Source organism: Paenibacillus tyrphae, assembly GCF_027925525.1.
Taxonomy (GTDB): Bacteria; Bacillota; Bacilli; order Paenibacillales; family NBRC-103111; genus Paenibacillus_G; species Paenibacillus_G tyrfis_B.
Map to the genome: position 1 here is coordinate 263016 of NZ_BSDJ01000005.1, position 14489 is coordinate 277504.

13 protein-coding genes are annotated in these 14489 nt (G+C 54.5%); 10 read left to right on the forward strand and 3 right to left on the reverse strand.

What is annotated here, in order from left to right:
• Positions 1–334: 334 nt before the first annotated feature.
• Entirely contained in the window at positions 335–1747 is a 1413-nt protein-coding gene (locus QMG93_RS08435) for an amino acid permease (protein WP_331488638.1), read from the forward strand.
• A gap of 19 nt (positions 1748–1766) precedes the next feature.
• On the opposite strand, the gene QMG93_RS08440 is transcribed toward QMG93_RS08435, so the two are convergent.
• On the reverse strand, positions 1767–2999 hold the full coding sequence (locus QMG93_RS08440; RefSeq protein WP_281935350.1) for a PucR family transcriptional regulator: 1233 nt from the start codon (positions 2997–2999) through the stop codon (positions 1767–1769).
• A 160-nt stretch (positions 3000–3159) separates the two neighbouring features.
• On the opposite strand from QMG93_RS08440, the gene QMG93_RS08445 reads away from it, so the two are divergent.
• On the forward strand, positions 3160–4479 hold the full coding sequence (locus tag QMG93_RS08445; protein ID WP_281935352.1) for a Na+/H+ antiporter NhaC family protein: 1320 nt from the start codon (positions 3160–3162) through the stop codon (positions 4477–4479).
• Positions 4480–4750: 271 nt separating this feature from the next.
• Here QMG93_RS08445 and QMG93_RS08450 read toward each other — a convergent pair whose 3' ends face one another.
• Positions 4751–5203, reverse strand: coding sequence for a GNAT family N-acetyltransferase (locus QMG93_RS08450; protein ID WP_281935354.1), 453 nt, complete (start codon positions 5201–5203; stop codon positions 4751–4753).
• 149 nt (positions 5204–5352) lie between these two features.
• On the opposite strand from QMG93_RS08450, the gene QMG93_RS08455 reads away from it, so the two are divergent.
• The 4 genes from QMG93_RS08455 to QMG93_RS08470 all read left to right on the forward strand — a co-directional run bounded on the left by QMG93_RS08455 (position 5353) and on the right by QMG93_RS08470 (position 8699).
• Positions 5353–6225, forward strand: coding sequence for an MBL fold metallo-hydrolase (locus tag QMG93_RS08455; protein WP_281935357.1), 873 nt, complete (start codon positions 5353–5355; stop codon positions 6223–6225).
• 196 nt (positions 6226–6421) lie between these two features.
• Entirely contained in the window at positions 6422–7273 is an 852-nt protein-coding gene (locus QMG93_RS08460) for a nucleotidyltransferase family protein (RefSeq protein WP_281935359.1), read from the forward strand.
• A 101-nt stretch (positions 7274–7374) separates the two neighbouring features.
• Positions 7375–8211: a putative protein N(5)-glutamine methyltransferase gene (locus QMG93_RS08465; protein WP_281935361.1), complete on the forward strand. Its 837-nt coding sequence runs from the start codon at positions 7375–7377 to the stop codon at positions 8209–8211.
• Between the two features lie 41 nt (positions 8212–8252).
• Positions 8253–8699, forward strand: coding sequence for a hypothetical protein (locus QMG93_RS08470; protein WP_281935363.1), 447 nt, complete (start codon positions 8253–8255; stop codon positions 8697–8699).
• A gap of 111 nt (positions 8700–8810) precedes the next feature.
• Here the strand turns inward: QMG93_RS08470 and QMG93_RS08475 are convergent, their stop codons facing one another.
• The gene (locus tag QMG93_RS08475; RefSeq protein WP_281935365.1) at positions 8811–9449 is read right to left on the reverse strand and encodes a hypothetical protein; all 639 of its coding nucleotides are present in this window, start codon (positions 9447–9449) and stop codon (positions 8811–8813) included.
• 229 nt (positions 9450–9678) lie between these two features.
• Between QMG93_RS08475 and QMG93_RS08480 the strand changes: the two genes are divergently transcribed.
• From QMG93_RS08480 to QMG93_RS08495, 4 genes are all read left to right on the forward strand, one after another.
• Positions 9679–10695, forward strand: a complete 1017-nt coding sequence (locus QMG93_RS08480) for an NAD-dependent epimerase/dehydratase family protein (protein WP_281935368.1) — start codon at positions 9679–9681, stop codon at positions 10693–10695.
• Between the two features lie 3 nt (positions 10696–10698).
• Positions 10699–11766 carry a dihydrodipicolinate synthase family protein gene (locus tag QMG93_RS08485; protein ID WP_281935370.1) on the forward strand — a complete coding sequence of 356 codons (1068 nt, stop codon included), beginning with the start codon at positions 10699–10701 and terminating at the stop codon, positions 11764–11766.
• 24 nt (positions 11767–11790) lie between these two features.
• Positions 11791–12993, forward strand: a complete 1203-nt coding sequence (locus QMG93_RS08490) for a M20 metallopeptidase family protein (RefSeq protein WP_281935372.1) — start codon at positions 11791–11793, stop codon at positions 12991–12993.
• Between the two features lie 105 nt (positions 12994–13098).
• The gene (locus QMG93_RS08495) at positions 13099–14451 is read left to right on the forward strand and encodes a hypothetical protein (protein ID WP_281935374.1); all 1353 of its coding nucleotides are present in this window, start codon (positions 13099–13101) and stop codon (positions 14449–14451) included.
• The last annotated feature ends 38 nt before the right edge of the window (positions 14452–14489 follow it).

Genomic DNA, 14489 nt, shown 5'->3' on the forward strand with positions numbered 1-14489 from the left:
TTCACAAAACGAAAGCGTTTTCGCAGATGGGACGGGCCATTTTGTGTAATATCACAAATTGGTCCGATTATTTTTGAGTAACAAGACAAATGCAGACGGGAACGAGTGTGCTACGATTTAGACATCAATTCGTCACAAAAACGAATGTAAGCGCATACTGTTGTTCCAGCGTAAGTTTTTGGTAAAATAATAAGCATAGTCTTTTCCCCGGGCGTATAGGCTCGCGGCAGATTCATAAGGAGGGAACCAACCAGAACAGAAGCAAGTCTCTATCCTTTGAGGCACGAATAATGCAAGTACAAGCCTGGAAATTAACTATTGGAGGAGATTTTTTGTGAAAAACAACAATGAATTGAAAAGGGGACTGGAGCAAAAGCACATTACTCTAATGTCGCTTGGCGCGGCAATCGGCGTCGGCTTGTTTCTGGGGTCCGCATCGGCAATCAAGGTAGCCGGGCCTGCGATACTGATCGGCTACATGATCGGCGGACTGGCGATGTTCTTCATTATGCGGGCGCTGGGGGAGATGGCCGTTCAGAAGCCGGTGGCCGGTTCGTTCAGCCGTTATGCCCGGGAATATATGAGTCCTGTATTTGGCTTTTTGACGGGATGGAACTATTGGTTTATTTGGGTCGTGACGTGTATGGCCGAAATTACCGCCGTCGGGATCTATATGGAGTATTGGTTCCCGGGAGTGCCCAGATGGATTTGGGCGCTGGCGGCGCTGATCATCATGAGCCTGGTCAACCTGATTGCCGTTAAAGTCTACGGCGAGCTGGAGTTTTGGTTCGCTTTGATCAAAATCATCACCATTATCTTCATGATCGTCGTCGGCGTGGGCATGATCGTATTCGGCCTGGGGAATGGCGGCAACGCTGTCGGAATCAGCAACTTGTGGAGTCACGGAGGCTTTTTTGCGAATGGCTGGTCGGGTGTACTGCTGGCTATGCAGATGATCATGTTCGCTTATCTGGGAATCGAAATGATCGGGGTGACGGCCGGTGAAGTCAAGGACCCTGCGAAAGCGCTCACAAGAGCGATTGATAACGTGTTCTGGCGCATTCTCATCTTCTACGTCGGCGCGCTGTTCGTCATCATGTCGATTTATCCGTGGACGGAAATCGGTCTCAAGGGCAGCCCGTTCGTCATGACCTTCGAGAAGCTGGGCATTCCATACGCCGCAGGCATCATCAACTTCGTCGTGCTGACTGCCGCGCTTTCGTCCTGCAACAGCGGCATTTTCAGCAACGGCCGCATGCTGTACAATTTGGCGCAGCAGGGAGAGGCGCCTGCAAGCTTTGAGAAGGTATCCCGTTCCGGCGTTCCGGCTCGTGCGATTGTTGTATCCGCATTCTTCCTGTTGATCGGCGTCGTGCTCAATTACATCGTTCCGGAAAAAGCGTTTACCATGGTTACCAGTATCGCTACATTTGCGGTCATTTGGGTATGGGGGGTCATTCTGATTTCGCAAATCCGCTTCCGCAAGAAGCTTTCGGCCGATCAAGCCGCCAAGCTGATTTACAAAATGCCGTTTGCGCCGTACAGCTCTTACCTCGTGCTTGCATTCCTTGTATTCGTGGTCGGGATTATGGCTTACTCCCCGGATACCCGGATTGCACTGGTAGTCGGTCCGATATGGTATGCGATTCTGCTCGTGGTTTATTACGTGAAAAAGAAAAAAAGCGCCTCCCCGGCCGGAACGAACGGCATGGAAGGACGCGTAGATGACGGCGCGACGCAGGTATAGTCTAATCGAACGGAATGGATCAGGAGGACATGAGCTTATTGGTCTTCAGATCGATGTAAAGCGCTACCTTCTGGTCCATGCTTTTTAAATCGATCTCGCCGATTTCGGCAATCCGGGACAGACGATAGTTCATCGTATTCGTGTGGATATGGAGCGCGGCAGCTGCCTCCTTGGCATTGCTGTCGTGCATCAGAAACGTCTCCAGCGTGTCCAGCAGATTCGTATGATGGTCCCGATCGTATTCTTTAAGCCGCTGCAAATGGCGGTTCACCATCCGGTGGGACTGCTTGTATTCGAAAATGGGGGGCAGGAACCGGTAAAAGCCCAAGTCTTCGTAGTGGTGAATTTTCGTTTGATTCGGGAACAGCTTCTTCAGGCGCAGCAGCGTGAGCGCTTCGCGGTAGCTCGTCTCGACCTTGCCGTAATCCTCGTACAGAGAGCCGCAGGCGGAGGCCATGGCAGACACGCGATACCGGTCCTGCATTTGCTTGCCAAAATGATTAATAAAGCTGCCGGCATGCTCTTTCCAAGACGTTGATTCGGAAGGGGAAGCGAGCAGAATGAAGTGATGGTGATCCGCTGCATGGCATACGACGGAGATGCGCTGCGTCACCGACATCAGATAGCGGATTTGCTGGAGCCGATGATCATCGATCGATTCGGGAAATTCGAACACCATGACGTAAAAAGCGGGGGGCAGCGTCAAATGGATTTGAGCCGCTTTGTCTCGGACCGCCGCTTCGGTGGTCAGATGCCCCGTAAGCAGCTGCCAGAAAAACTCCTGATAGCCTTCCTCCTGCTTGCGTTTGCGCGTTTGAATCTGCAGGAGCTTTTGTTTGGCCGTTTGCGCGGCCTTTTTTAATTGCTGTATGCCGTTATCGTCGATGGGCTTCTCCACTTCAAGCGCCCAAATATATCCAAGAACTTCCTCGTCTTTGCGAATGGCGACGGCGACGCGGTCTCCGAGACCGATATCCGTAATGGACGCGATCCGGACCGGCTCGTCGGTCTTCATGAGCTGCGGAATAACCCCTTGTCTCCACAAGCTTTGCACGACCTTCTCGGGCACCCGTCGGCCAATGATGGTCGCGATGCGGGCTTCGTCCGTCTGGCGGTCGTGCGCACTGTAAGCGACAAGCCGATGATTGGCGTCTTCAATCGTAACCGGACAGCGAAGCACCTCGCTAATGGTTTCGGCTAACGTTTCCAGACTGTCGAAATGCTGATCGAAGGGCCCTTTTTCGGCGGTCATGCTTCATTTCTCCTTTTTAAAGTTTCGGGTGGCAGCGGTGCCATTTTAACTATAAACAAATTTTTTTGTCATGGGAATCCCCCAAGTGGGATCAAAATTTGACTGTATCGTGATATAATGGACGAACACACATTCTCATAGAAATAGAAAGGGATTTTCCATGTCGTTTCGTCAGCTTGTAACCATTGTAGGAATTACCGTGCTTGGCATCGCTACCGCCTATATGGCCCAAATTCCGGTCGTCTTCGGCTTTTCGGCAGGGCTGCTGGCCCTTATTCTAATTTCGTTCCGCAGCGGAATCCGAGGAAAAGAGCTTGGCGCGGGAATATGGGAAGGCGTTCGCCGCACCAAGGAAGTCGTCTGGCTTCTGCTGCTCGTCGGCATGATTCTTCCTTGCTGGGCGGTCAGCGGGACGGTGGACGAGCTGGTTCGATGGGCGCTTGCCGTCGTGCAGCCGCAGTATGCGCTGACCTTTTCGTTTCTGATCTGCGCGTCCGTGTCGATGATTCTCGGGACTTCGACTGGGACGCTCAGTGCGGTCGGCGTTCCGCTCATCGGGATGGCAATCCATGTGGGCGTTCCGCTGCCGTACGTGGCTGGGGCCGTCGTCTCCGGCATCTTTGTCGGCGACCGTACGTCGCCTTTTTCCAGTGCGCACCAGTTGATCGCGGCTTCGACGGAAACGTCCATCCCGCGGCAGTGGCGGGCGATGGCTCCGACCTCGGCGCTTGCCGTGCTTGCTTCGCTGGCCTTCTACGGATGGCTCGATCTGCGGACGGCAAAGGGTCCGGTGGAGCAATCGGCCAGCCTCATTCCTTCCGATCTCGGTGAATCGCTCGTGCTGCTGATACCCATCTTCGTTCTTCTCGGCTCGATCGTACTGCGGTTGAAGACAAAATACGGATGTCTGTTATCGATTGCCGCCGCTATTATTGTAGGAAGCCTGCAAAAAGGGGTAGGGCCGGCCGCTTGGCTGAAAGCGATGTGGAGCGGGGCGGAGCATTCGATTGTCGAAGGCAAGGGATTGCTGAGCATGGTAAGCCTCGTCTCGCTTATTATGCTGGCGGGGGCGTTCAACGGCATTCTGGAACGGTCGAACCTGATCGGCGCTTACATCGAGCGGATGATGGGGGAGATGCCTTCGCTCGCTTCCGCCACATGGCGTACGGGGGCGTTTGGCTTGGTCCTTTGTCTGATCTCCTGCACACAGACGCTGCCGATCATCATGTCCGGCCGTAACATTTTGCCGCTATGGAACCGCCGGTTCAGCTCCGCGCACCTCTCGCGCGTCATCGCCGATACAAGCGCAGTTCTGGCCGCGGCCGTACCGTGGAATTTGCTGGCCGTGCTGTGCAGCACGTTTGTCGGCGTGCCGGTGGAGCAGTATTTGCCCTTTGCGATTTTTTTGTGGAGCCTGCCGCTTTGCACTTATTTATATTCCGCTTATCTGGATCGTGCGAAAGTAAGTGTAAAAGCCTGAGTGATCAGGCGAGCTTGTTGAGAAAGTGGTGAATTGAGGTAATAGAGGTTACGATGGGGTGGGGTATCCACTTCCGACCGCTGTTGTCCTCGGGAAATTTGATTGGAAGCCGCTTAGTAGCGGACATTTCCCGAAGACAAAGGCGGCCGCTATCGCTTCTCCAGTGGATACCCCACCTCCGTATGTTTCTCTATTTCAGTCAAAGCCACTTTCTCAACAGACTGGCCTGAGTTATCAGGCTTTTTTGTTAATAATTGTTAAGAGGCTTTTCTTATAAATCTTGCGAGAGACGCACCATATCGATCACCTGCAGCCCGTTCTCGTAAATCGGCTCCTCGTAATGCCGGATGAAAAAGTCTCTGTCGATCCAGGCCATGCGGAAGCCGCATTTCTGATACAGAGCGAGCTGACCGATACTTGAATTGCCGGTGCCGATTTCAATCGTTTTATACCCAAGCTGCCTCGCGGTTTCGATCGCGTGGTTGACCAGCTTTTTGCCAATGCCTTGGCCTTGATGGCGCTCATCAACGGCGACATTGACGATTTCGACGGTTTCGGGTCGGGTGGGCAGAAGAACGTACACACCGAGAATAAGCTCTTCCGCTTTGGCGACATAGCACTGGCCTCTTTGAATATATTCTTCAACCAGACTCGGGGAAGGGTCTGCTAATAACAGCAAGTCCATTGGAGGCTGTTCATGGGATGTTAATTTTGTAATTTCCATACGATCACTCCTTGAAAGTTAAAAAATAGAAGTTTCTTTACATAACATTCGGTAAGCCTCGGTCCAGTTCCTTCTTTTTGCTCATAATTGGTTGAAAGCCTCCGCATACTAACTGTATAAAAAAGGCTCATAAAGCAAAAGGAGAACCTATGAAGGAACCGAATACGGATCGAGACATTGAAAATACAGCGGACGACCGGTACATCCCGATCACTTCCGTCAAAAGCGGAGCGTTGCAGACGGTGGCGGAGCGGGTATGCTGCCTGACCGTCCAGGTGGTTAACGTATGCTTTATCGGCAATCGCGAACCGGCCGACGGATGGGTGCTCGTAGACGCCGGAATGCCGCATTCCGCCGATACGATCCAACACGTGGTTCGGGAGCAGTTCGGAGAACACAGCAAACCGAAGGCGATCGTGCTGACCCATGGTCATTTTGACCATGTGGGCGCCGTTGTCGAGCTGGCGGAGGCTTGGCAGGTTCCGGTATACGCCCACGAGCTGGAGCTGCTGTATGTAACCGGGCGGCAAAGCTACCCGGACCCCGACGCGTCCGTCGAAGGCGGACTGCTCGCGAAGCTATCACCCTTGTTTCCGAATGAGCCGGTCAACTTGGGCAAGCATGTCCGGGCGCTTCCCTCCGACGGTACCATTCCTGGACTACCGGAGTGGTGCTGGATACCGACGCCCGGTCATTCGCCGGGCCATGTATCGCTGTTCCGGGAAGCTGACCGCACGCTGATCGCTGGTGACGCCTTCGTCACGGTACGGCAGGATTCCCTGTTTAAGGTTATTTTGCAATTTGAAGAGATTTGCGGCCCGCCCCGTTATTTTACGACGGATTGGAAGGCGGCCAAGGAATCCGTGCAGAGACTGGAAGCGTTGAAGCCCGCTGCCGCTGTGACGGGACACGGAGTGCCGGTATTCGGCGACGAGCTTGCCAGAGGGCTCGCGAGGCTGTCCGGGCAATTTGATCGTGTGGCTGTTCCGGATTACGGACGCTATGTTGACCGGATACATTGAATGTATCGTTGTGGCTGCAGACGGATCAAAGAGAGCCCATCCCCTTATGGCGATGGGTTTATTTTACTTTTCATCATTGGGCTGATACATCTTTAAGCTGGCGGGCAGATTGGTTAAAACGAATTTTTTCCATACTCGGTAAGCATTGAATTTGATTATTATTTAAATAAGCTATATACGGAAAGGAGTGAGCGGGGTGGATGTGCAATATATTATTTCCAACATTATTGATCGTCTTAAGCAAATTAACGGTGTGCAAGCTCTGGTTCTAGGCGGTTCTAGAGCCAGAGGGACTGAAAATCCCGACTCCGATATTGATATTGGCATTTATTATAACGGCAAGAGCGGGTTAGACATTGCCCAACTGCGTCGGGTAGCCTCCATCTTGGATGATGATAATAGGGACAACTTAACAACAGAAATCGGCGGCTGGGGACCATGGATTAATGGTGGCGGCTGGCTGAGAGTGAATCAAATACCGGTCGATTTTTTATATCGTGATCTTAATCAAGTGTCAAAAGTAATGGACCAATGCGGCGTGGGAGATATCACAATCGACTATCAACCGGGGCATCCTCACGGATTTATTAATTCGATCTATTTCGCTGAAATCGCGTTGTGTAAGGTGTTATGGGACCCATCAGGTGTTGTGGGGGAAATGAAGTTCAGAACAAATCCGTACCCGCACGATTTACAAAAATCGATCATTCGAAAATTTCTATGGGAAGCGAATTTCTCCCTTGAGATTGGGACAAAAGGTTTCTATAAAAAAGATTTATCTTACATTGCCGGATGTTGGTTTAGGTCAGTCTCATGCTTGAATCAGGTTTTGTTTGCGCTTAACGAAACTTATTGGATGAACGAAAAAGGAGCTGCTGCCATCGCCGATTCATTCAGCATGGTGCCAAGCCAATACTCCAATAGAATTAATAACATCTGGACCTTGGTCACAGAAGATCAGGCCGGTTTGGAGAAGGCTCAAGGCTTGTTACGCGATCTGATTCATGAAACAGACAATCTAGCGAATAGTAAAGGTTTGTTGAACTAGGAGCGGGATAGTTTAAATATAAGAGTATTCTACATTTTGAGAAACAGCGATAGCATGTAGACTGGTGTTGATACAAAATTCATGTCAAAGTAGGATGATACGTGGATTATCGTGAAGATGGAAGTACCATTTGGCAAACGATCGTTAGGAAGCTTCGCGATGCCGGTTGTATTTTTGCAGAGGAGGAGGCCCGGTTGCTTATGTCTTCTTCGAAGAATTTTAGTGAGCTCGCCAAACTGGTGGATCGCAGAATTGCTGGTTTTCCTCTTGAACACATTATCGGGTGGACGGATTTCTGTGGTTTGCGGATGAAGTTGGAGCCCGGCGTCTTCGTGCCCCGGCAACGGACCGAGTTTTTAGTCCGACAGGCTGCGGCCCTCACTAGACCAGGAGATGTAGTAGTAGACATGTGCTGCGGTTCCGGAGCTTTGGGCGCGGCATTAGTCGCTTTAACGGAACGTATTGAATTGCATGCGATTGATATCGACCCTGCTGCAGTACGGTGTGCCCGTCGTAATATTCATTTGGACAAAGGCTTTGTGTATGAAGGGGATCTCTACGATCCGATCCCTGTTCAACTTTATAACCGCGTCAATGTTATTATAGCTAATGCCCCATACGTACCTACCGAGGCAATAAAATTCATGCCGACGGAAGCCCGCGTCCACGAGGCACGCATTGCGCTTGATGGAGGAGCCGATGGACTTGACGTCCAACGAAGAATAGTAGCCGAAGCTCATCTCTGGCTTGCAAAGGGAGGCTATCTACTAGTCGAAACGAGCGAGAAGCAAGCGCCGTTGACGGCCGAACTTTTTGCCCAATATGGATTGATTCCAAATTGGGTTCGTTCCGAAGAACATGACGCCAATGTTATCATCGGGAGCCGGACAGATGAGGGGGTTCTGGAAAGGAATTCTTTCTCTCCACGAAGAAGTTAAATAAGCGGTTCACTGACAGAAAGGAAAGTGGGAGGGAGACCATGACGGAAGAAGAGGCAAAGCGGCTGCTGATGCTGCACAGTTTCTCAAGTGACGAGGCGATCGATCATCCGAAGGGTCAAACCGGATTTCTGATGTCGCTTCGTCCGTATCGCGGCTTGATCGAAGAAAACTTGCACGAGGTCATATACGCTCTGTATATCCTGCAAAAGAGGCTTGGGCCGGACGTTCCGCATCTGGACCGGGATATTGTCACCGCCGTATGGGGGATGTGCCACTTAAGCCGGGCGTGGGGCGTTCATCCGGACGGCATGCTCCGTTCTAACCGGTTGATCGCGGAAGAGGACGTTCACCGCTTGGAGGGGTGGATCGACATGATTTCGTATGCGTTCCTGAATTTGTTGGAAGGCAACGGGGACGAGGCCTTTTTCGAATACTTGGAAAGCTACGGCGCATTCCGGGAGCCGAAACTTGTAGAGGAAGGGTAACCCGTTGATGTCCGGCAATGATATTTTGCCGTAGAGCTTGCCCGGGGCGAGGCGCAATTCCTGCAACTGAAAGGGTACGGCTCAGGCTCGGGCTCGGGATACGCAACTGAATTAGGATTTAAAACGGCATTTCAGCAGATAAACTTCATCGTACGATTTGATTAATTCGTCAGGATCCGGTCTGAAACTCGTCGGACCCTGCTCCTTTTTGCGTACGATCGCACCTAAAGTAATGGGCTCCTCTGGTACGATCTTTTGGCTGTTAATAATCGGACCCGCTTGAGAGGAAGCAAAAGCTTCTTTAGCTATGGTTCCCTTGCTGGAAGAGAAGCTGCCTCCGTTCCGCACCGAAACAATCCACATTTGCTCCTTATCGTTTACGCTGGTCAGGCTCCAATACAGCTTATTTTCCCGCTTGGACCTCATACTCGTCCCCATCGATGCCAGAGTCTCCCTATACGATCCGTTCACGTAATGCTCCATCCAGCAATCGATCCAGGCGATATTCTCATCATCTGTTTGAAACTTATAGATGAATAAACTGTCCGCGCCTGAGGCGCTTCGGATGGAGGCGTATTCGTCATCCGTTATCGGAACATAGATTATCGCATTTGCTTTTTCATCCGGAGATGCGCTTGAGCTCGCGTTTGAATTGACCGGCTTCGCAAGGTGCTTCTTCGGTGCGTCATTCCAGATCCCGGCCGCGAAGGCAAGCGCGAACAAACAGGCGAGAAAAACTTTTAGTTTCATCTGATAAGACCTCCAAACGTATTCGTGCAACGGAACGTTTCAGCATTAACATACCATATATTGGATTTTTGTGCCAATTGGGACTCCGTAGTCGCCCATCCTGCGCGCAAACGTTTGGGCTTTGCCAACTTAATTTAAAGACAAATTAAAGATTTGTCTCTAAATACCCGCTGGCGCTATGATGATATTGAAATCGCTATCAACGTGACGAAGGGAGCTGTTTCGATCGATGAAAACCGTGGAGGAACTGGAGCATAAGCTTGCCGAGCCATCGCTTGCTTTGGTGCAGGAGATGAAGTCGCTGGATGGGGACATCATGCTGCTCGGCGTCGGCGGCAAAATGGGGCCGAGTCTCGCCAAGCTGGCGATCAACGCGATCCGGGAATCGGGGGTCAGCCGCAAAGTATACGGAGTGTCGAGATTTTCCGAACAAGGGCTGAAGGAAGAGTTGGAGAGCTTTGGCGTCGAAACGATCGCGTGCGATCTGCTGAACGATGAGCAGCTTCAAAAGCTGCCCGACGTGAAAAACGTCGTTTATATGGCCGGGACGAAATTCGGCACCACGGGCAGAGAGTATTTTACATGGGCGATGAACGCTTATTTGCCTGGACGCGTGGCGGAGAAATTCCGCAATTCTCGGATCGTGGTATTCTCTACCGGCAACGTCTATCCGTTGACTCCTGTCCTCCAGGGCGGAGCGAGCGAATCGACAGCTCCGTCGCCGGTCGGCGAGTATGGGCAGTCGTGTCTCGGGCGGGAGAGGGTGTTTGAGCATTTTTCCCATCAATACGGAACGCCGGTGTTGATCTACCGTCTCAATTATGCGATCGATCTGCGGTACGGGGTGCTGCTCGAAATTGCAAAATCGTTGAAGGAAGGCCACCCGATCAACGTGTCCATGGGGCATTTTAACTGTATCTGGCAGGGCGATGCCAACGAGATTGCGCTTCGTTCGCTGCTGCGCTGCAAGCAAGGGGCGGAAGTGCTGAACGTGACCGGCCCGGAGACGGCTTCGATCCGGTATGCGGCCGCGGAGCTCGCCAAGCGGCTTGGTACGGAAGCGAGGTTCACCGGACAGGAGGCAGACACGGCGCTGCTCAGTAACGCGTCGAAATGCATGCAGTTGTTCGGGTATCCGCGGGTATCGCTTTTGCAAATGATCGATTGGGTGGCCGAATGGGTGCTGCACGAAGGCAAGACGATCAATAAGCCGACGCACTTTCAGGAAAGAGAGGGGAAATTTTAACGTATGGGCGGCAGAAAACCGTTGTCACCGGAACAATCCCGGGCGCTACACGAAGGGCTGGTCATTCCCGCTCACCCGCTGGCACTGGACGAACATCGGCGGCTCGACGAGCGCAGCCAGCGCGCTTTAACCCGCTATTATATCGCATCCGGCGCCGGAGGCGTCGCGGTGGGCGTACATTCGACGCAGTTTGAAATCCGCGAGCCGCAGTTCAATCTATTCGAAAAAGTGCTGCGGATGGCGTCTGAGGAGGTCGACCGGGCAAACATCGCGCGTCCGTTCCTGAAAATCGCCGGAATTTGTGGCCCGACCGAGCAGGCGCTAAGCGAAGCGGATACGGCGGTCGGACTCGGATATGACGCTGGACTGCTGAGCATGGGCGGGCTGCAAAGCTTGAGCGAGGCACAAATCCTCGAACGTACGGCGCGGGTCGCCGAAAAGATACCGATTGTCGGCTTTTATTTGCAACCATCAGTAGGCGGGAAAGTATTCAGCTTCGACTTTTGGAAGGAGTTCGCCACGATTCCCGGCATTGTGGCGATCAAAATGGCGCCGTTTAACCGGTACCAAACGATCGACGTGGCGCGGGCCGTCTGCTATTCGCCGCGGCGCGACGAGATTGCGCTGTACACCGGCAACGATGATAACATCGTGAGCGATCTGCTGACCGTATACCGCTTTATGGTGGACGGCAAGCCCGTAGAAAAACGGGTCGTCGGCGGGCTGCTCGGGCATTGGGCGGTGTGGACGCGCAAAGCGGTCGAACTGCTGGAGGAAATCAAGCAAGTGCGGCAATCGGAGACAATCGGCAGCGTGTGGCTGACCCGCAACGTAGCGGTGACGGATGCGAACGCGGCGTTTTTCGATCCGGCGCACGGGTTTGCCGGCTGCATTCCGGGCATCCATGAGGTACTCCGCCGTCAAGGATTGATGAAAGGCGTTTGGTGCCTGAATCCTCACGAAACGCTGTCCCCGGGACAGGCGGACGAGATCGACCGGGTGTACAGGGATTACCCGGAATTGAACGATGATGAGTTCATCCGCGAGCATTTGGCATCCTGGATGGCTTGAGTTCCCGGGGAAAGGGGTTAACCAATGAATCTGAACCATGAGGAAAATCAAGGGCTGCTGGCGTCGGCGGAACGGCTTGCGGACTCGCTGGTGGCGTTTCGCCGTGACCTGCACGCCGAGCCCGAGTTGAGCTTGGACGAGCGGGAAACGTCCCGCAAGGTGGCGGAGCAGTTGACCGGACTCGGGCTTGAGGTGCGGACCGGCGTCGGCGGCTACGGCGTGACGGCCGAGCTTCGCGGCAGCGGACCCGGGCCCGTCATTGCGCTGCGCGCTGACATGGATGCGCTGCCGGTGACGGAAGAGACCGGCCTGCCGTTCGCCTCGCGCCGTCCGGGCGTCATGCACGCCTGCGGCCATGACGGGCATACGGCGATTTTGCTCGGCGCGGCGCGGCTGCTTACGGAGCGGAGGGAGCGGTTGAACGGCAGCGTACGGTTCCTGTTCCAAGCGGCGGAGGAGATCAACGCAGGGGCCAAAGCGATGATCGCGGACGGCGCGCTGGACGGCGTCTCGGAAATTTACGGGCTGCACAATTTGCCGACACTTCCGGCAGGCAAAATAGCGACTCGCGCCGGGACGCTCATGGGCTCCGTCGACCGCATCGAGATCGACATCGAGGGGAAAGGAGGGCACGGGGCCATCCCCGATCAATGCATCGATCCGATCGTGGCGGCTTCGGCCGTCGTTCTATCGCTGCAAACCGCCGTAAGCCGCGAGCTTTCGCCGTTCGCGCCCGCCGTCGTGACCGTCGGCAGCCTGCAGGCCGGGGAAGCGAACAACGTCATCCCGCACCGGGCTCGTCTGACCGGGACGGTGCGGACGTTTGCGCCGGAGGTGCAAAGCGGCATGCCGGAGCGGCTGGAACGGCTCGTGACGCGGATCGCCGAAGGCTATCGCTGCCGAGCCGAGCTGCGGTACATTCCGCAGACCCCGGTGCTGGTCAATCACGACGACTGCCTGGCCCTCGCAGAGAGCGCCATGGACAGGCGTCTGGGGCGCGAACGGCGCGTACAGGCGGAGCCGACGATGGCGGGCGAGGACTTTTCCGTCTATTTGCAGCGGGTGCCGGGATGCTTTTTTTGGCTTGGCTCAGGTCCCGAGACAGGAGCGGAGCAGGCTTTCGGGCTGCATCATCCCCGGTTTACGCTTAACGAAGCGTGCCTCCCGGTCGGGGCGTCGGCGCTCGCCGCCATTGCTTTGGAGCGTCTGGCGGCGGGGCAGGCATAAATGAAGCTCTTCTTTGAAAACGTCACCTTTTTGCAATTGGCAGATTCCTCCTGTCAGGTATAATGGAGATAGATTGAACACAAGCATGGGTAAGGCGGTGTTGTCATGTTCGGGACTTATCGTCCGTCCACTGAAGAAAAAGGAATTCCGATAGCGCTGATCGGACCGGAGCCGATGATTCCCGTCATGCTGCAAGCGATGAAATCGTTTCCGTCTTTCGTCCCTGTCACCGGGGCGTACGCGAATCTGGAGGAAGCGGTCCAACGGACCCGGGACCTGATGGACCGCGTCGAAGTGATCTTATATTCGGGACCGCTTCCATATCAGGTATGCCACGACCGTCTCCAACTGCGCGTACCCGCTCATTTTGTTCCGTTGAACGGCTCGGGACTGTACCGGTCGTTGTTTCGGGCGGAGCGGATGGGGCGGCTCGGTGCCATGTCCGTCGATACGCTGACCCGTCAGCCGTTCGTGAAGACGTTCCGCGAGCTGGGCCAATCGCTGCCTGAACTGGCGTTCTATGCAGGCCGAGACCCTGTGGATGCGGAAGCGATGGTCCGTTTTCATGCCGAGCAATATGCTCAGGGAAACACGGCGATTGCCTTAACCGCGCTCCGTTCCGTGTCGTTGAAGCTAAGCGAGCTCGGCGTGCCGAACGAATGGGTGCTGCCGACCGAGCAGGATATCATCGTCGCGCTTGAACGGGCGCTGTTGTCGACCGAATCCCGCCGCAGCAAGGAATCGCAAATTGTGGTGGGCTTGATCGACGTGGACGGGTTCCGCAAAGCGGCCGATCTCCGGAAGTCGGAGCATGACGTGCAGCGGCTGAAGCTGGACATTCACCGGATGATGCTCGAGTATGCCGAAACGCTCGAAGGCCACTTGACCCCGCTCGGCGGCGACGAATTTTTGTTCGTCACGACGCGGGGAACGTTCGAGCGCCATACGGGGGGGTACAAATATATCCCGCTGGCCAAAATGGCGCAGGACACCTTCACCCTTTCGCTGAGCATCGGCATCGGCTTCGGCCGGTCCGCCCATGAGGCGGGCTCGCATGCCCGGATGGCGCTGCGGCGGGCCAAAGACGCGGGCGGCAGCATCAGCTTCATCGTCCGCGAGGACGAGAGCGTCATCGGTCCGCTGGAAATGGCCGAGCCGCTCAGCGCCGGCCTGTCGCTGCTGGACGCTGCCTTGATACGGAAAGCGGAGGAGGCCGGCTTGACCCAAACGTATATGAGCCGGGTAGTCGCCCAGCTCACCCGTACGGGCAAGACGGACTACAACGTCCACGAGCTGGCGTCGGTTCTCGGCGTGACCGTCCGCAGCACCCACCGGCTGCTGACGCAGTGGATGGACGCAGGACTGGTCAAGGTGGCCGGAGAGGAACGGGGCAGAGCGAAGGGCAGGCCGAAGCAGATTTACCGCTTTTCCTTCCTGGACGACCTGCTGCGCCGTTAAAAAGCATGCTTGTCGTTTATATCGGACTTCGCTGAGGA